At 35.4% G+C, this 18,378-nt stretch carries 19 protein-coding genes and 1 riboswitch; of the genes, 9 read left to right on the plus strand and 10 right to left on the minus strand.

Annotation, left to right across the window (positions count from 1 at the left end; all coding sequences use genetic code 11):
• The gene (locus tag ILT06_RS00590) at nt 1-1,008 is read right to left on the minus strand and encodes an ABC transporter substrate-binding protein (protein ID WP_064474492.1); all 1,008 of its coding nucleotides are present in this window, start codon (nt 1,006-1,008) and stop codon (nt 1-3) included.
• Nucleotides 1,009-1,128: 120 nt separating this feature from the next.
• Between ILT06_RS00590 and ILT06_RS00595 the strand changes: the two genes are divergently transcribed.
• From ILT06_RS00595 to ILT06_RS00605, 3 genes are all read left to right on the plus strand, one after another.
• A complete protein-coding gene (locus tag ILT06_RS00595) occupies nt 1,129-1,425 on the plus strand; it encodes a DUF3986 family protein (protein ID WP_064474493.1) in 297 nt (98 codons plus the stop codon).
• An 11-nt stretch (nt 1,426-1,436) separates the two neighbouring features.
• Entirely contained in the window at nt 1,437-1,667 is a 231-nt protein-coding gene (locus ILT06_RS00600) for a hypothetical protein (RefSeq protein WP_064474494.1), read from the plus strand.
• A 272-nt stretch (nt 1,668-1,939) separates the two neighbouring features.
• The gene (locus ILT06_RS00605; RefSeq protein WP_222654936.1) at nt 1,940-4,084 is read left to right on the plus strand and encodes an LTA synthase family protein; all 2,145 of its coding nucleotides are present in this window, start codon (nt 1,940-1,942) and stop codon (nt 4,082-4,084) included.
• A 207-nt stretch (nt 4,085-4,291) separates the two neighbouring features.
• Here ILT06_RS00605 and ILT06_RS00610 read toward each other — a convergent pair whose 3' ends face one another.
• Both ILT06_RS00610 and ILT06_RS00615 read right to left on the minus strand, forming a co-directional pair.
• A complete protein-coding gene (locus ILT06_RS00610) occupies nt 4,292-5,101 on the minus strand; it encodes an alpha/beta fold hydrolase (protein ID WP_222654763.1) in 810 nt (269 codons plus the stop codon).
• A 16-nt stretch (nt 5,102-5,117) separates the two neighbouring features.
• A complete protein-coding gene (locus tag ILT06_RS00615) occupies nt 5,118-7,148 on the minus strand; it encodes a catalase (protein ID WP_064474496.1) in 2,031 nt (676 codons plus the stop codon).
• Nucleotides 7,149-7,332: 184 nt separating this feature from the next.
• Between ILT06_RS00615 and ILT06_RS00620 the strand changes: the two genes are divergently transcribed.
• Both ILT06_RS00620 and ILT06_RS00625 read left to right on the plus strand, forming a co-directional pair.
• Nucleotides 7,333-8,586: an ATP-binding protein gene (locus ILT06_RS00620; RefSeq protein WP_088047670.1), complete on the plus strand. Its 1,254-nt coding sequence runs from the start codon at nt 7,333-7,335 to the stop codon at nt 8,584-8,586.
• Nucleotides 8,583-9,803: an ATP-binding protein gene (locus ILT06_RS00625; RefSeq protein WP_064474498.1), complete on the plus strand. Its 1,221-nt coding sequence runs from the start codon at nt 8,583-8,585 to the stop codon at nt 9,801-9,803. Before ILT06_RS00620 ends, ILT06_RS00625 begins: the two co-directional genes overlap by 4 nt.
• Nucleotides 9,804-10,020: 217 nt before the next feature.
• Here the strand turns inward: ILT06_RS00625 and ILT06_RS00630 are convergent, their stop codons facing one another.
• Nucleotides 10,021-10,902, minus strand: coding sequence for a collagen-like domain-containing protein (locus tag ILT06_RS00630; RefSeq protein WP_098101753.1), 882 nt, complete (start codon nt 10,900-10,902; stop codon nt 10,021-10,023).
• A 210-nt stretch (nt 10,903-11,112) separates the two neighbouring features.
• Nucleotides 11,113-11,277 (minus strand): hypothetical protein, encoded by a 165-nt coding sequence (locus ILT06_RS00635; RefSeq protein ID WP_081257154.1) that lies wholly within the window; start codon nt 11,275-11,277, stop codon nt 11,113-11,115.
• A gap of 117 nt (nt 11,278-11,394) precedes the next feature.
• Between ILT06_RS00635 and ILT06_RS00640 the strand changes: the two genes are divergently transcribed.
• A complete protein-coding gene (locus tag ILT06_RS00640) occupies nt 11,395-11,718 on the plus strand; it encodes an iron-sulfur cluster biosynthesis family protein (protein ID WP_064474500.1) in 324 nt (107 codons plus the stop codon).
• A gap of 197 nt (nt 11,719-11,915) precedes the next feature.
• Entirely contained in the window at nt 11,916-12,821 is a 906-nt protein-coding gene (locus ILT06_RS00645; RefSeq protein ID WP_098101752.1) for a DMT family transporter, read from the plus strand.
• Between the two features lie 28 nt (nt 12,822-12,849).
• On the opposite strand, the gene ILT06_RS00650 is transcribed toward ILT06_RS00645, so the two are convergent.
• Nucleotides 12,850-13,071, minus strand: coding sequence for a hypothetical protein (locus ILT06_RS00650; protein ID WP_000639042.1), 222 nt, complete (start codon nt 13,069-13,071; stop codon nt 12,850-12,852).
• A 291-nt stretch (nt 13,072-13,362) separates the two neighbouring features.
• Here ILT06_RS00650 and ILT06_RS00655 point away from each other — a divergent pair, with 291 nt between their 5' ends.
• Nucleotides 13,363-13,746 (plus strand): ATP synthase subunit I, encoded by a 384-nt coding sequence (locus ILT06_RS00655; RefSeq protein ID WP_000624934.1) that lies wholly within the window; start codon nt 13,363-13,365, stop codon nt 13,744-13,746.
• A gap of 115 nt (nt 13,747-13,861) precedes the next feature.
• Here the strand turns inward: ILT06_RS00655 and ILT06_RS00660 are convergent, their stop codons facing one another.
• The gene (locus ILT06_RS00660) at nt 13,862-14,059 is read right to left on the minus strand and encodes a hypothetical protein (protein WP_064474502.1); all 198 of its coding nucleotides are present in this window, start codon (nt 14,057-14,059) and stop codon (nt 13,862-13,864) included.
• A gap of 315 nt (nt 14,060-14,374) precedes the next feature.
• Complete coding sequence (gene pckA / locus ILT06_RS00665) at nt 14,375-15,961, minus strand: phosphoenolpyruvate carboxykinase (ATP) (protein WP_048540837.1); 1,587 nt, start codon at nt 15,959-15,961, stop codon at nt 14,375-14,377.
• A gap of 228 nt (nt 15,962-16,189) precedes the next feature.
• Nucleotides 16,190-16,311, plus strand: a riboswitch (SAM riboswitch).
• A gap of 169 nt (nt 16,312-16,480) precedes the next feature.
• Here pckA and metK point away from each other — a divergent pair.
• Nucleotides 16,481-17,680 carry a methionine adenosyltransferase gene (gene metK / locus ILT06_RS00670; RefSeq protein WP_000163111.1) on the plus strand — a complete coding sequence of 400 codons (1,200 nt, stop codon included), beginning with the start codon at nt 16,481-16,483 and terminating at the stop codon, nt 17,678-17,680.
• A 40-nt stretch (nt 17,681-17,720) separates the two neighbouring features.
• On the opposite strand, the gene ILT06_RS00675 is transcribed toward metK, so the two are convergent.
• Nucleotides 17,721-17,900 carry a hypothetical protein gene (locus tag ILT06_RS00675; protein ID WP_064474503.1) on the minus strand — a complete coding sequence of 60 codons (180 nt, stop codon included), beginning with the start codon at nt 17,898-17,900 and terminating at the stop codon, nt 17,721-17,723.
• A 6-nt stretch (nt 17,901-17,906) separates the two neighbouring features.
• Nucleotides 17,907-18,086 carry a hypothetical protein gene (locus ILT06_RS00680; RefSeq protein WP_000424805.1) on the minus strand — a complete coding sequence of 60 codons (180 nt, stop codon included), beginning with the start codon at nt 18,084-18,086 and terminating at the stop codon, nt 17,907-17,909.
• Nucleotides 18,087-18,378 lie beyond the last annotated feature (292 nt).

The raw sequence follows: 18,378 nt of genomic DNA on the forward strand, positions 1-18,378 counted from the left end.
CTATTTCTTAATAACGCTTTCGGCAATTTTTGTATTGACGAGCGCTTCATGTGGAACTTCTTTTTGTAATTCGCCAGCTTCTTTCATAATCGTTTGGAGCTGTTTCCATTCTTCAGCATCTAATAGCGGATTTGTCGCATAAGAATGTTGCTTTTTATAACGTTCAATTACTTTTACTGTAATGTCCTTTGAAGTGTCTTTAAATAACGGAGAAACGACATCAGCAATCTCCTCTGGACTATGTGTATCAACCCATTGTTGTGCTTTATAGAGCGCACGTGTGAATTTTTCAGCAGCATCTTTATCTTTCTTTAAGAAGCTTTCTTTTGCCATGAACGTTGTATACGGAACAGTTCCAGATTCATTTCCGAACGAAGCGACGATAAACCCTTTTCCTTCTTTTTCGAATATACTTGCAGTCGGTTCAAAGAGCTGTACAAATTCCCCAGTACCAGATGCAAAGGCACTTGCAATGTTAGCAAATTCGATGTTTTGAATTAAGTTTGTATCTTTGTGAGGATCAATGCCATTTTTCTTTAAAACGTATTCTCCAACCATTTGCGGCATGCCGCCTTTACGCTGTCCTAAAAACGTAACACCTTTTACGTCATTCCAATTAAAAGAGTCTAATTTTTTACGCGAAACTAAAAATGTTCCGTCTGTTTGTGTAAGTTGTGCGAAGTTAATGATAGGGTCTTTTGCACCTTGTTGATGAACGTAAATAGACGTTTCAGAACCGACGAGAGCAATATCAATTCCGCCAGATAATAGGGCGGTCATCGTTTTATCTCCGCCAGCTGTTGTTTGGAGGTCAATATTTAATCCTTCATCTTTAAAAAATCCTTTTTCAATCCCGACATATAACGGGGCGTAGAAGAGAGAATGGGTAACTTCGCCGATGCGAATGTTTTGCGTTTGTTCTTTCGTACCTTCCTTTTTACTACTGCAAGCAGCAAATGTGAAAACAGCTAGTAACATGATGCAAAAAACAGCTATTAATTTTTTCACTATATGACACCTCCTAGAAGTCACTCTACAAGCATGATATGTAGGTAAGTGCCCATATGTGAGTGTGGATAGCAGGAATTTTTTGGGTGATAAAGAAGTACAAATATAAGGGGTGATAAAATGGATTACGAATATGATGATAGCGTACATTTACATCTTGATTATTTCGGAACAGAATGTGATATGGAATCGATTGCTTATAAGCGGAAGAATGAAGACGTGTGGGATGTGTATTTTAATTTTGGGACATATGGTCTTCAGAAAGATGAGATCGAGACAGGTAGATTTATGGACGAATATGCTGGTCATTACGTTTTTTCTGTACATGCTCGTGATCTTAGCTGGGAATTCGGAAGTGCTCAATTTGAAGAGTGGGTTTTGAGAAATCAAATAGTAGAAAAATCGCTGCAAAAATAGGGAGGAATTTTGTGGTCGATTTTCTCATTTTCTTGTTCATTTTCGTAATCGGATTTTTTATTATGCAAGTACTCGTTTATCGATTTGCAAAGAAAAACATTCAAAAATATACAAAAATAAAATGGATTCATATGTGGCTAGAGATGAATATGAAGAAGGGCCCGAGATTAGATCTTTTTGATTTTGTAGTTATCGTACTTGTATGTATTATATGGAAAGTATGGATGTCTTCTCTTATATAATACATATGCTCATGTCTGTTAGAATGAAGGAGAACCTGTCAGTGTTGGTAGGTTCTTTTTTTATGGTAATAATTTTGTGAAGCATAGTTCATTTATGCTGTTAGAATATAGAGCGAAGAAGTTTTATCCCGTTCAATCCTGAATGGTTCGGGCTTATTAAAATTTCACTGTATTTTTAAGGGGAAATTAAGGATACATGTGTATATTACAAGCACATAGGGAGACTAGCTGCATACAAATATGGTATTTTGTATAGGACAATATGTTTGTGGATGCGAGACGAAGGGGCAAAGGAAAGAGGGAATAAATTGCGTTTTGATTTTTTAACACGACAACGAAGAAGAGATGAATTTTATCTTAGTTTTTCTCCTCAGCAGTCGAGGAAGAACCTATTAATTTCTATCATTCTTAGTGGAATGTGGGCAATCTGTTTAGAAACGCTGTTTTTTGTTATGTTAAGATCTTTCGAATTCGAGAGAACTAAAGAATTTTTTAATGGGAAAATACAGCTAAGTATACTCATTATTGTTTTATGGAGTGTACTACTATACATCATTCATTTAAATAAAGGCATCAGTCATAAGCTGAGGCCGGCTATTCGAGTTTATGTTGTATTATTTTTAATTGCTCATACAATGAATTGGATGTATATCATAGTGCAGGAGGATATGAACCTTATAGTAGTAAATACATGGGCGTATTTACAATATGGACAGTATATATTAAGCCTATTATTTATTTATATGGTATACGTTTTTGCATATAATTTGCTTGGAAGAGTTTTCTTAAGTACAACGATAACTAGCTTAGTCTTACTTATTTTTGTGATGGTGAACCATTTTAAACTCATTTTTAGAGGAGAGCCATTTTACCCGTCGGATTTTACACAGATTGGTCATATGAATTCCGTTATACCGATGGTCATGGAGTATTTTAGTTTTTGGAATATGTTTCTGGCAATAGTGGGCATTGTTTTGATTATATTTGTAGTTATGTATATACGAAAGTACATTCCGGTTATAAAATCACATATTATTATGAGGATTATTTTAATATGCGGCTCTGCGTTTATGTTGTATGGATATAGTAACTACCCTACTACCTTTATGAATAATATATTTATAAAAAGTGGAGTAGACATCCGCGCGTGGAATCAAGCCGCAAATTATAAGGTGAATGGTTTTGTTATAGGATTTTTAAGCAACTTAGATACGACAGTCATTAAAGAGCCGAAAGAATATTCAAAAGAAAATATGCAGCAAATTGCAAAGGATATAGAAAAACAATATGGCGATAAAATAAAAGGACAAAAAAAAGCAGAGAAGCCGAATATTATATTTATTATGAGTGAAGCTTTTTGGGATCCGACAAAATTAACGAATCTTTCATTTAGCGAAGATCCAGTGCCGAATTTACATCATTATATAGAGAATTTCCCAGGGGGACAAACGATAGCTCCTACATTTGGAGGAAATACAGCGAATACAGAATTTGAAGCGTTAACGAGTTACTCGATGAGTCTTTTAATGCCAGGTTCTATACCATATCAACAAGCTGTTCCAAGCCAAAAAGAGATTCCATCGATTGCAAGTGAGTTGAAAAAACAAGGGTATTATGCAAGTGCAATTCATGCGTTTAATCGATCGTTTTATAAACGTGAAGATGTATATAAAACATTGGGATTCGATAATTTTAATGCAGAAGATACGATGAAAAATAAAGAAGTAGTGGGAGACAATATTGGTGATTTATCTATGAGTAAAGAAATCATAGATGAATTAAATAAGAGAAAACAACCTACATTTATTCATGCGGTGACGATGCAAAATCATTTTCCGTATACGCCAAATATGTTTGGAGAAAATAAAATAGAAATTAGTGGATTAACAGAAGAGGAATCGAAGGCGGAATTAGAAGCATATACAGAAGGGATAAGATTATCGGATGAGGCTCTGCAATATTTAATCGAGCAGCTTGACGATCTAGATAGACCTACTTTAATAGTCTTCTTTGGAGACCATTTACCTATGTTAGGAACTAATAAGTCTATTTATAAAGAATCAGGATATATAGAAAATGAAGAGACAGTAAGAGAAAGATTAATTATGTCAGAAACGCCATTGTTAATGTACGCAAATTTCGATTTGCCAAATGACAATTTAGGTTTAGTAAGTCCGATTTATTTTTCTAGTCTTGTTTTTGATTATGCAGGATTAAATCAATCACCATTTTATCAATTTTTATCGAAAATGCATAAAGAAATACCAGTTCTTAGAGATGAGTTAAAGGTTAATAAAGATGGAGAAGAGATAACAGATTTAACAAAGGAACAAAAAGAAATGTTAGAGCAATATAAAATGATCCAATATGATTTACTTGCTGGAAAGCAGTATAGTAAAGATATACTTTTTAAATAGAACAAACAAAAAGAACTTGTATAACGATACAAGTTCTTTTTTTATAGTATTTAACGGGGTAACCAGACAAGCTGGGTTTAGGGAGTATTACCTGTACATTTAGTATAAATGAAAATGTAATCGTTTTATTGATTGATTTGTGAGAAATATGTGAATTTTGATCTTTTCAAAAACCGCGTTCCTATCGAAACGATTTGGTATAGATTTTTATGAATGCAAAAACTTTATAAGTTCTTCATTTAATTCATCCGCTTGATCGATTGGAGAGCCGTGACCGCTATTTGTAAGAGGATGTAACTGAGAATTTTTAATCCGTTTTTGCGTGAGTTCAGCGCTTTTGTAAGGGATAAGTTGATCGTGAACACCATGGAATATTTTTGTTGGGACGTTAATTTTACTTAAATCTTTCGTTACATCTTCATTTGCAGCTGCTTGCAATATTTTGATGAGAGCGTAGGAAGCAGACTGCATACCGAGATAAGAAAACCATTCTAACGTAGCAGATCCTAAGTTTCTATTAAAAAATGATAAAGATACATCATTTAAAAATTTTGGCATATTGGCATACATTTGATTAATGAGGGTATCTGCTTGTTCTTTTGGGACACCATAGGGAGATTCTTGATTTTTAACGAAAGAAGGGGAAACAGCATCGACTAATACAAGTTTAGAAATGCGATGACCATTGTAGCGAGACATGTACCGAATAGAAAGAGCGCCACCTACTGAAAAACCGACTAATGTAGCATTTTCTACTTGAAGTGCTTCTAGAACAATGGCGATATCGTCTGCTAAACGATCGTATGTGTAACCAGTCCACGGTTTATCAGATTGTCCGTTTCCGCGTATATCCATAGCGATACAGCGGAAACCGTGCTGTGGTAACACATTGAGTTGATATTGGTACATTTGATGATTTAAAGGCCAGCCGTGGACGAAGAACACGGTTTTACTACCGGGTCCAGGATTAACGTCTTGCACAAAAATATACACATCTTTCTCGACGGTAACAAACATAAATTATCCCCCTAACCTATTCATATGCTCTATCCCAAAAGCGTTGTTTCGTCATAGCTTTAATAAATTCATTCGCCAGGAGCGTAGGGTTCTGTTCTAGTAAGACACCAGGCTTTCCTTTAATATTTAAAGATTGAATAACAGTAGATCCATTTTGGAAGGCACCAATTGGCTTAAAGTGATTATATGATTCTACGACAAATGAACTCGCTTTATTAAGAAACTGTTCATCAAGGTTTCCTCCAATAAGAAGTAGCCCATCATAAAGAAGTGAAGATCCTGTTAAAAAAGTATCATTCACGTCCCAACGTACATTTTGCGTTCCTTGTACAATACCTAATCGTTCGGAAACAATTACTGGTTGCAACCCAACTTGTTTGAATTGATTTAGTATATATTGCGCGTTTTGTCCGTCATATCCATTTGCAACAATGACACCTACTCGTAATGTATTAGGACTAAATGTCGTATTTGCCATACTGAGTGCTGGCGATGATTTCGTAACGCTCGATTCTTGAATATTTGGGACTTTTGCTCCGACCGCTTCAGCGACTAATGTAGCTAGTTCACTACTAATATGTCCAATCATATTTACGACTTGTTGACGGACGGATTTACTTTTTACTTTTCCTAATTCAAAGGAGAAGGCTTGCATAATATGAACTTTTTCGACGTTACTCATACTATTCCAAAATAAACGTGCTTGAGAGAAATGATCTTTGAAACTGGCGGCTGTTTCTCTCGTTTTATGCCCTGATACAGTAGAAGGGTATGTAACGAACCCACCCTTTGTACCGGGGACAGTGTAAGGAGTGTTATTTGCTAAGGAATTATTATGGTAAGCGATTTTTCCTTTATCAATTATATATTTAGATGCACCATCTCTTTGATTGTTATGAAATGGGCATACAGGACGGTTAATCGGTAATTCTTGATAATTTGTACCGACGCGTGCCAATTGAGTGTCTGTATAAGAAAAGAGTCTACCTTGTAAGAGCGGATCATTGGTGAAATCAATACCACGGATGATACTTCCAGGATGAAGTGCGACTTGCTCTGTTTCAGCGAATACATTCTCGACGTTGCGATTTAATGTCATTTTTCCGATGATTTTAACGGGGAAATCTTCTTCAGGCCAAATTTTCGTTGCATCTAATATATCGAAATCGTATTTAAATTCATCCTCTTCTTCTAGAATTTGAATACCAAGTTCGTATTCAGGATAGTTTCCAGCATTAATATTTTCCCATAAATCACGGCGATGGTAATCTGGATCAGCACCACCTAATTTTTGCGCTTCATCCCAAATTAATGAGTGAATGCCGAGCTTCGGCTTCCAGTGAAATTTTACGAATCGTGACTTTCCATTTTTATTCACTAAGCGAAATGTATGAACGCCAAACCCTTGCATCATTCGAAAACTTCTTGGAATGGCACGATCAGACATAATCCACATCATCATCGCAGCCGATTCTTGGTTATTGGCGATGAAGTCCCAAAATGTATCATGTGCTGTTTGTCCCTGTGGAATCTCATTATGCGGCTCAGGTTTAAGGGCGTGAATAAGATCAGGGAATTTAATGCCATCTTGAATGAAAAAAATAGGAATATTGTTTCCGACTAAATCAAAATTTCCTTCTTCTGTATAAAATTTAACAGCGAACCCTCGTACATCTCGATTTGTTTCATTCGCACCTTTTGATCCAGCCACTTCAGAGAAGCGAACAAAAAGTGGTGTTTTTTTTGAAGGGTCCTGTAAAAAGTGGGCCATTGTTAGTTCCTCTAAAGATTCATATAGCTCGAAAATACCATGTGCGCCGTATCCTCTTGCATGAACGACTCTTTCAGGAATTCGTTCACGATCAAAATGAGCAAGTTTTTCCCGCATAAGAAAATCTTCTAGAAGGGTAGGACCACGATCGCCGACGGTTAAAGAGTTTTCATCATTTGAAATTGTAACACCTGTATTTGTTGTCATTTCCTTTCCTTCATTCTCACGCGTGAAGGATTCCAGTTGTTCTGTCTTTTTATTTTTTTTGCCGTTCATATAAAACACCTCCCATAATATACGTATTATTGTTTATAGCTTTTATGCTTATATATAGTCTGAAGATACTTCGCTCTATTGGGATGATTTTCCTCAATTGTTCGATTTATCTTTGTTTGTCTATGAAAATCATTTATTATAATAAATGGTATTCTTCGAGATATTATTTTGAAGGGGTGTTGAAGTGAAAGGAAAATTTCTATCATATAAAGAAGAAGAAAGGAATGCCAAAATCTTTTTGTGGGTGCTATATGTCATTGTTGTTTTATACCAAATTTTCTACGGAATCTTATTAGAAAATAAATCACTAATGGATAAAGGACATAGCATAATATGGCAAGTTATTTGCGGAACAGCAATATTGGGCGTGAATATATATTTAATAAAAAAAGAGAAAGCAACCCTTGTTAAATATGCATGTATTTTTGCATACATAGGGATAGAAATGGCTAATATACTTTCGTATATGCTTTATAATAAGGCGGTATTTGATGCGGTAAATATAATAGAAATTATTCTTATTTTCTTTGTACCTATATTTATAAATAAAAGATTTTTTGTGTGCGTACTTGTCACTATTATAGGGAAATATTTAATTTATTTATTTGTATTAGAGGAAGTAAAAGCGTTTATGTTCCTCATTATGTATACACTCGTATTAATAGCAGCATACATCATTTTAAATCGATTTATACAATACCTTTCAGCGGTAAAGAAAAGTATTAAGATTGCTAGTGAATCACAAAAATTAGCGGTAGTCGGAAAAATGGCAGCGACAGTAGGACATGAAATTAAAAATCCACTTGCTTCATTAAAAGGATTTACGCAATTACAACGAGAGAAGCATGGAGAGGATCCTGTTTATAAACAGATGATTTTTGAAATAGAAAATATGAATAGTATGATAAGTGAGTTAATGGAAGTTGCTACATGTAAACCTTCTATTTATAAGAAACATAATATAGGAGAAATTGCATTACAAGTAGTAACAATTGTCCGCGAAAAAATGAATGAATCCAACATTCAGCTTATTTCTAGTGTAGAAGAAAAGACGATAGAAGTTGAATGCGATGAGCGGAAAATAAGAGGAGTCGTGCTATATGTTATAAAAAATGCTCTGGAGGCAATGGAGCAAGGTGGCACATTAGATTTACGATTAGAAAATAAAGGACAAGATTATGTAATGCTAAGTGTAATCGATAATGGTTACGGTATTAAGAAGGAAAACTTAGCACGTGTTAAAGAGGCCTTTTATACAACGAAGCAAGATAAAATTGGCCTGGGACTTACGGTAGCGGATCGCATTGTCAACGAACATCTTGGTAAGTTACGTATTTCAAGTGAAAGAGATAAGGGAACGAGAATAGATATTATTCTCCCAAAAAAATATGGAAATAATGAAATACAAGTGGGAGAAAAGCTAGGAGTTACCATATGAATAAAGACGATATATTTAAAAATGAAGAAATAAAGGCGCTGAAAGTATTTTTAAGTTTATTTTTTGTTATATTTTTTGTATACGATCTTGCCTATGAATTTATTGTACCTTTAATAGGAGGAGAGCAAGAAGGAGTAGGAGAATTTGAAGATGGTTTAGGTTTATGGCTTTATTTCCTGATGGTGGTCTTATTTTGTACTGGAATATATTTTATGAAATGGAAAAATCCATTTGCAGTAAAGTATATTATTTTAATTGGATATAATTTATTAGATTTTATCCATAATTTTATGATTTACTACGGTAGTGATGCTGAGTTTGATGGTGGGAATATAGTAGAAGGATTTTTTATTTTATTTGCACCAATCTTTGTGAACAAAAGGTATTTTTGGTTAGTTACAGGGATACTTGTTGGAAAGTACGCTCTTACAGGAATCATTATTCAATCGTCACTCGTTTTAATCCCAATGGCATTATATAGCGTATTTACTATCATATGTTGGATTATGTTTTTGAGATTTCATTCTTACGTTCGTACGCTTGAGATGATGGATAAAGAAATAGAACAAACAGAAAAACTAGCAACTGTTGGGAAAATGGCAACAGTTATTGGCTACAAAATTAGAGGACCTCTAGCGAATTTAGATAAGTTTGTGAATAAGCAAGCGAATAAATATCCTGAGGATAAAATATATAGTGATATCATGAAACAAGAAGTAGAACGAATTCATACAATCGCTACAGAACTTAGTGGATTTGAGAAATCTAAATCACCAGAATCAGAAATTCATAATATAGAAGAAATTATCGCTTATGTTATTCGAGTTATGGGTAAGCCTGCTCTAAAGCAAGGAGTGCACATACAAGGTATTTATAGTAAAGACATACCATCGATTACATGTGAGGAAAAACGATTAAAGCAAGTATTCTTTAATTTAATTAAAAATGCAATTGAAGCAATGTCAGTTGGCGGAACGATTACGATTAAAGTGACTGTAGAAGATGCAATCATTGTTCAAGTTAAGGATGAGGGATGCGGCATCCCAAAAGACAAAATTCCGAAGCTAAATGAAGCTTTTTACACAACGAAAGAAACGGGAACAGGTTTAGGTTTAGTAGTTACAGAAAAAATTATTAAAGACCACAACGGTAAAATGAGTTTTGAAAGTGAAGTTGGAGTTGGAACGACTGTGAAGGTTATATTGCCGATATCATGAAAAACTATTTTTAAAAGGGAGATCACTTATTTGAGAGGGGGTCTCCCTTTTTTATTGTGAATGAGAGTAAGGCAATCTGATAAAGGTAGGTAAGTTAATTCTATTAAAATAGTATATACTGAACTTGTCTGTTATTTGTTTTAATTTATTTGTATTTCTATTTGTTGACCCGAATCTCGGGTCTTTTTTTGTTAAATAAATTATTTTTTAGTAAGGGCTATATATCAGTGATTAAAAAAATAGAGTATACAGCACTTGCAGTAATGCCAGGGGTAATATGAAGGGAGACAGCATCTCCTCTCGAAACTGAGTTTCCAGTTGTAATGCTAGTCCAAGTTGCAGTAGCGGGACCTACTGCTGGATTAGGATTAAACACTTGAATTTGTCTTGATCCAGTATCCGTTGGTTTAATTGAAAATACGATAGTTCCTGTAATTTTGTCAGTTGTAGTTAAAGTAAGAGTAGATAGGATGTAACTAGAGGTAGGGGCAGTGAGGTTTGTTGGGACATTCCTGCAAATATTAATCGTATAAACAGCAGCAGGTAAGTTATTTACATTTATAGATGCAGCAAAGCCAACTATACTACCGGCTCCAGCAGTGACATATGGAATAACATTGGAGTCAATTCCAGGAGAACCCGCTATACGTTGGAAACCAGCATTTGTTCCTTGAAAAACAATACTTTTTGCTGAAGGACTACCTGCAGTTCCAGAAGGCCCGGTAATGCCAGAAGGCCCGGTAATGCCAGCGGGTCCGGTACTACCAGCAGGTCCGGTGTTCCCAGTAGGTCCACTTTCTACTAATACGATATAATCTGAAGATACATTTGGAAATCCTTGAGGTGCATCTTTTTTTACAACATAGCCGCTGCTCGTATAAGTGACAACTTGTCCTTTTTTATAGGTGGGAGCGGCTGCTAGACTAAAGGCCGTAGTACTTTGGAAACCAGCTCCGGAAGGCCCGGCAGAGCCAGTAGGTCCAGTACTACCAGTGGGTCCGGTGTTCCCGGCAGGTCCAGTGCTACCAGTGGGACCAGTGTTTCCGTTAGAGCCACTGTTGCGTCTGCCGTCGCAACTAAAACAATTACGTGGGTACATGTATGTTCTCCTTTCTATATTTTGGAAAATTCGTTTTAAAAATAGAACTACTATATACATATTATGAATTCTATATTTTTGTGTGTTCGATCGTATTGTGTATAGATTTCAAAAATAGAGAGGAGAGTGGAATCGTTACAACGTTTCTCTTTTGGGCCGAAAGTAACACCTAAGTCAAAATTACACTGCAAATAAATCTTAAAGTGATTTTTATTTTTTCACATCAAGATAGGAAGCGGATAGGAAACAAATAAAACCTGAAATCCAGCCAATAGAAGGAGAATAAGGAAGTATATATTGTAATACCATTCCGCTAGAAATAAAAAAGCTACCGAGTAGACCTAAGAAGATGGGGTATCGCAGTAAGTTGAACATAGTGATACAAAACCTCCTTTATCACATAGATTAGTCTTAATTTTCAGTATACTACCTTTTAGAAAAATAGTGGTACAATATAGGAAGGATACGAGAAGAGAGGATGAAGATTAACGTATGTACGTTACTGTAACAGAAGCAGCATATAAAAAGATTATGGATACGATTCCAAATGAAGCGAAATATATAAAGTTATTTTACGATAATGAAGGTTGCGGTTGTGTAATGAGCGGAATTATCGATTTAGTCGCTGTAGCAGAAAAAGATGAGCGCGATGTAGATATCGAATCTAGCGTAATGAACTTTATCGCAGATCGCACAAAGCTTGTATTTATGGATGATAAGTTAACAGTTGATTGGCATGAAAGTGGAGGAACTTTTCAGCTGAAGAGCCCGAGTCAATTTTATAATCCGAATATGAAGTTACACGTTCGAGTGTAAGAAAGAAAAGGTGATTCCAAAATATTTTTGGAGCCACCTTTTTTTATTGTATAAGTCGCTATATTTAAAAAATCGCCGATATAATTTCATGTATCAAACAAAGCAAACCTCTCCATACAATACAAAGATTTTTTCACATAATGAAATGTACATGTGATTGAATTTTCTGTATAATCTTATTTGCGGAGGGGATACGCATGAGAAAATGGGGGATGGAGTTATTAATTTTAAGTGTGGTTATTATTTGGGGGATTAATTTTACGATTGCGAAATATGGACTTTTAGAATTTACAGCAATTGAGTTTACTGCACTTCGGATGATATCAGCGGCACCGCTTATGTTACTCCTTACATTTTTTATTGAAAAGTCGGTTTATATGGAACGAAAGGATATACCTAGATTAATCATCGTTAGCGTTGTAGGTATTGTACTGTATCAAACATTATTTATGGAAACTGTCCAATATACATCCGCTACAAATGCCTCTTTACTCATTTCTATTTCACCTATTTTTACAACTGTATTTGCTATTTTTTTGAAACAAGAAAAGTATTCTTCGCGAAAGCTCATCGGTTCTATAATTGCCTTTGGTGGTGCTGTATTAGTTTTAGTAGCAGGGCATTCGCTTGCTAGTTCTTTTTATGGTAACGGAATTGGACTTATTACATCAATATGCTGGGGGCTTTATCCTGTTTTAGCAGGTCCATTAATTAAAAAATATTCAGCACTACGTGTTACCGCATGGTCAGCATTAGTTGGCGCGATTCCGCTTTTATTGTTAAGTGGACCACATGTATTTATAATGCCATTTCACATTACACACGGAATGACACTATTCGCTTTACTATATTCCATTTTCTTTGTGACAGTATTTGGTTTAGTGATGTGGTATGTTGGTATTCAAAAAATTGGCGCATCACATACGATGGTATATATGTATATAACGCCACTTGTAGCTGTTTTATTTGCAGCTGTATGGGCAAATGAATATGTATCATTTCAACAAATAATCGGTGGAATTATTATTTTCTTCGGTCTATGGTTTGTGAAATCAGAGAAAGTAAAAATTCATTCTACTGCGAGGGAATCTATATCAAAATAGGAAAACAGATCACCTATGATCTGCTTTCCTATTTTTTTATTTTTGGTAAGAAGATGAGAAATAAGATAGCAGTAATAAGTGGAATTAAGTTTAAAAATGGAATACGGAAGAGTGTGATAAGAATAATACCTGGAAGAAGAACACCGAGGACAGCGTAGAAAATACTATGATTTTTCGTGTACCAATACAATGAAAGTCCAATAAGTGCAGGGATAATGAGGTGAATGAGAGCCATTAGAAAATAAATCATTAGACGCCCCCTTTATTTGTGTACTTATTACATCATATCCGTATGTTCATAGATTGATATCACTTTTTTCATAAATGGACGAAAATTGTTTGGAAAAACGTCACAAATTATGAGAATATGATGTTTGAAATCTTGTATAATATTATTTCCTGAAAACATTTGAACAACATAAACACACTGTTTATGTTGTTTTTAATTTGAGTGAAATGAATTTTAAGTAGTATGAACTCGAAAGAAATGAGTTATACAGCTTTTGTTGGATAGATAAAAATTACTGAAGAGGAGAACAGCATGATTAGTATGTCATTAAGATCGTTTAAAATTCAATCGTATTATTTACTAGGTTTTCTTTTACTAGGATGGATGTTAACGCCATTTTCAGCTCATTTTCTAGGTGCTGGAATTGGACTGATTGTAAGTATGTATTGTGTTTGGCTTTTAGGGAGAAGAATTGAGAAGCTTGGAGATAGTATCGTAAAGAAAACGAAAGCACCGACGCTCGGTATGTTTAATCGTTTTGCAGCTGCTATTTTGGGTGCTGTTATTATGTACGAAATTGAACATCATATGGTTATGTGGGCATTTGCAGTAGGGATTCTGGGTGGCTATTTCTTAATTGTTGTGAATTTAGGCTACTATAGTATGAAAGATGAGGAAGAATTAACGAAGAGCTAAAAAGATAAAAAGCCTCTTTTTAGATGAAATAGAGGATCCGGTGGGGGGATAGTACAATTGGAAGCGTAACTTTGCATAAAATATAGGTTTCCGCTTCCAATAAGTTAACATGAAATCACTTAGTAGTATAACTCTCAGGTTCTTTAAAAAAGTTAGATACAATACAACAAACTATTCCGGTAATTAGAATAATGTATTTTATCGTTTCACTTGTATGCTCAAATAAATTAACGTTAAGCATCACAAGTCCCCAAAACATTTGAATGACTCCATAACTGAATAATATTTTTCCTGTACGAGAAAAATTATTCATAGCCCTCTTCCTTTCCTGTATATGTAAATTTTATCGTAAAAAACTATAAAACGAATGATTATAAAATGATTTTTTTGTAAATTTTTGGGTTATTAGTATGCAATTTTATGAGCTAAGTCACAGATGAAGAGATTAAAGTTGTACTTTATATAATATATAGAAAGAAGCTTACGTCAAAAACGTAAGCTTCTTTTTTATGTAAGTGTGTATAACCGTTAAGCCGCATTGGGTTTTGTCGGTGAGTACGCGAAACTTTACGGTTACACGACACTTATTCATATGAGTAAAAGGGTTATTCCAACAGAAAGTTTGTACTTAAGCGATTGGACCGCCTAAGTTAATAATATCTTCAGAAACGCTGTCGAACTTTTTGAAGTTCTCTTTGAATTCGCTTGCAAGTTCGATTGCTTTCTCTTTATAAGCAGCTTTATCAGCCCAAGTTTGTTCAGGCATTAATACTTCATCAGGTACACCTGGTACGTGAAGTGGAACTTCAAGGCCGAAGATGTCATGTTTAGCTGTTTCAGTTTTCGCAAGTTCGCCGCTTAATGCTGCTTGAATCATTGCACGAGTGTAACCTAAGTTCATACGTTTACCAATGCCGTATTCGCCACCAGTCCAGCCAGTGTTTACTAAGAATACTTTCGCATCGTGTTTCTCGATTTTTTCACCAAGCATTTCAGCATAGCGAGATGCATCAAGTGGTAAGAATGGTGAACCGAAGCAAGTTGAGAATGTTGCTTGCGGAGATGTAACGCCGCGCTCTGTTCCTGCTAGTTTACTAGTGTAACCACTTAAGAAATGATACATAGCTTGTTCTTTTGATAACTTACTGATTGGAGGCAATACGCCAGATGCATCAGCAGTTAAGAAAATGATTGTATTTGGGTGTCCAGCAACACTTGGCAGTACGATATTGTCGATCGCATGCATAGGGTATGCAGCACGAGTATTTTCTGTTAAAGTAGTATCGTTATAGTCTGCGATACGCGTTTGGTTATTAATGATAACGTTTTCTAAAACAGATCCAAATTTGATTGCATCGAAAATTTGTGGTTCTTTCTCGTGAGAAAGGTTTACACATTTTGCGTAGCAACCGCCTTCAATATTGAATACACCGTTATCAGACCAGCCATGCTCATCATCACCGATTAATTTACGGTGTGGATCAGCAGATAATGTTGTTTTACCTGTTCCAGATAAACCGAAGAATAGTGCTACGTCGCCTTCTTCACCTACGTTTGCAGAGCAATGCATAGAAAGAATATCTTGTTCAGGTAGTAAGAAGTTCATAATAGAGAAGATTGATTTTTTCATTTCTCCAGCGTATTCTGTACCACCAATTAGTACGATACGTTTTTCGAATGAAACCATAATGAATGCTTCAGAGTTTGTACCGTCAACAGCTGGATCAGCTTTGAAATTCGGTGCAGAAACAATTGTGAACTCTGATTCATGAGTTGTTAATTCTTCTTCAGTTGGACGAATGAATAATTGATGTACAAATAAATTGTGCCATGCATATTCGTTAATAACTTGAATTGGTAGGCGGTAATTGCGGTCAGCGCCTGCAAATCCATTGAAGATGAATAACTCTTCTTTTTCTTTTAAGTATTCTAAAACTTTAGTATATAATTTATTAAAATGTTCTTCAGAAATCGGTTGATTCACTGCTCCCCAAGCAATTTTGTCAGCAACCGATGCTTCTTTCACAATAAATTTATCTTTAGGAGAACGTCCTGTATATTTTCCTGTTGAAGCAGAAACGGCACCAGTAGAAGTTAATTTCCCTTCATTTCGCATTAATACTTTTTCCACTAATTGCGGAACACTTAGTTGAATCTGTGCATTGCTTCCGTTCAATAATTCGTGTAAACCAATTTGGACATTCACAGTACTCATATTTATATACCATCCTTTTCATTTAATGAAATATTTCTCGTAATCCCCAACAAGAGTATAACACAATTATATAAATAATGTATACTATTTATTTCTTTTTGTTTGTGTGAATGTATTATTTCCTTATTAATATTTCATTCCAGGCGTATTGAGAAAAACTTTCAGGAAAATGTGAATATTAATTGACAAATGAATATCATTTCTTTAGTATAGGTTGGGACGGATACTCTCTTATCCCGAGCTGGCGGAGGGACAGGCCCGATGAAGCCCAGCAACCTCATTTGTAGTGGTAAATACAGGTGAATAGGTGCTAAAACCTGTGCGAGGCTAACGGTCTCGAACGATAAGAGCAAAGGGCAAAAAGCAGTATGCAAGTAGCAAATTAAACCTTTCCTCTATGTAAAGTAGGAAAGGTTTTTCTGTATGCTTGTGTGGGAGAATAAATGTATGTCGCAGTTTGTGGCAAATTAAGGATGAGTTCCGTACAATATATACAATTACTGTAGGGAGGTTTACCACATGACAAAAAAACGTCATCTGTTCACATCTGAGTCTGTAACTGAAGGACATCCAGATAAAATTTGTGACCAAATTTCTGATTCAATTTTAGATGCGATCTTATCAAAGGACGCAAATGCACGTGTAGCTTGTGAAACAACTGTAACAACTGGTTTAGTATTGGTAGCGGGGGAAATTACGACTTCTACTTACGTAGATATTCCAAAAATCGTTCGTGAAACAATTCAAGGCATTGGTTACACACGCGCAAAATACGGATTCGATGCAGAAACTTGTGCAGTTTTAACATCTATCGATGAGCAATCTGCTGACATCGCTATGGGTGTTGACCAAGCGCTAGAAGCACGCGAAGGTCTAATGACTGACGCTGAGATTGAGGCAATTGGTGCGGGAGACCAAGGTTTAATGTTTGGCTTCGCATGTAATGAAACACAAGAATTAATGCCACTTCCAATCTCACTTGCTCACAAATTAGCTCGCCGTTTAACTGAAGTACGTAAAGATGACACATTATCATACTTACGTCCGGATGGAAAAACGCAAGTTACAGTTGAGTATGATGAAAATGGTAAACCTGTACGTGTAGATACAATCGTAATTTCTACACAGCATCATCCAGATGTTACATGGGAAGAAATCGATCGCGATTTAAAAGAGCATGTAATTAAAGCTGTAGTTCCAGCAGAATTAATGGATGGAGAAACGAAATTCTTCATTAATCCAACTGGCCGCTTCGTAATTGGTGGACCACAAGGTGATGCTGGTTTAACAGGACGTAAAATCATCGTTGATACTTACGGTGGATACGCTCGCCACGGTGGCGGTGCATTCTCTGGTAAAGATGCAACGAAAGTTGACCGTTCTGCAGCATATGCAGCTCGTTATGTTGCGAAAAACATCGTAGCAGCTGGTCTTGCTGACAAAGCAGAAGTACAACTTGCATACGCAATCGGTGTAGCACAACCAGTATCAATTTCAGTTGATACATTTGGCACTGGTAAAGTATCTGAAGACGTACTAGTAGAACTAGTTCGTAACAACTTCGATCTTCGCCCAGCTGGTATTATTAAAATGCTAGACTTACGTCGCCCAATTTACAAACAAACAGCAGCTTACGGCCACTTCGGACGTACTGATGTAGATCTATCATGGGAACGTACAGACAAAGCTGCAGCTTTAAAAGAGCAAGCTGGTCTATAATATATGAAAAAAAGCTTTGCGCGGTGAGCGCAAAGCTTTTTTATTTTGTTTTATTTACTACTTGGATGCAAGAACCACAATAAACTTCTCCATCTAGCTCAATATACTTTCTCACATTTGTCATACCACTTGCCGGAAATGGCATATGAATCCATGCTTTTTCATATGTTTGTATTTCCTTTTTACATGATTTACAAAGGATTGGTTTCTTCTTGAACATATGTAATCAACCTTTCATTTGACGTGCTTTACCCGCGCAAAAGGCACTGCTTAGTAAAAATAGGGTTGCGAATATAATGCTTACTAATGTAGCGTATGGAATTGCGCCTTTTAGAGAAAAGCCAACAGTAATGGAAGCGACGAATAAGAGGATGAATGTTGTTGTTAATTTTTTATAAAGTTCCATAATATGTAGACCTCCTTATTTAGAGATAGAACGTTTAAAAATAAAATCTATTATATAGGCAAGTACGAGAGGAATTAATGTGCTAGTCAAATAGTAAAGAATACCACCATCAGGCAAAAGTACATACAATTTTAAAAAGTTAATATCGAACCCGTAAGCGATGCATTGAAAAAGGGATAATATGATTAGGAATGGTATAATGGGTACGTATCGTTTTATGTTATAAAACATAAAAAAACTCCTGTATATGGATAAATATACTTATATTGTATCATGTTGAATTCTTTGCTTC

Source organism: Bacillus sp. 17RED48 (assembly GCF_019837545.1).
Classification (GTDB): Bacteria; Bacillota; Bacilli; order Bacillales; family Bacillaceae_G; genus Bacillus_A; species Bacillus_A wiedmannii.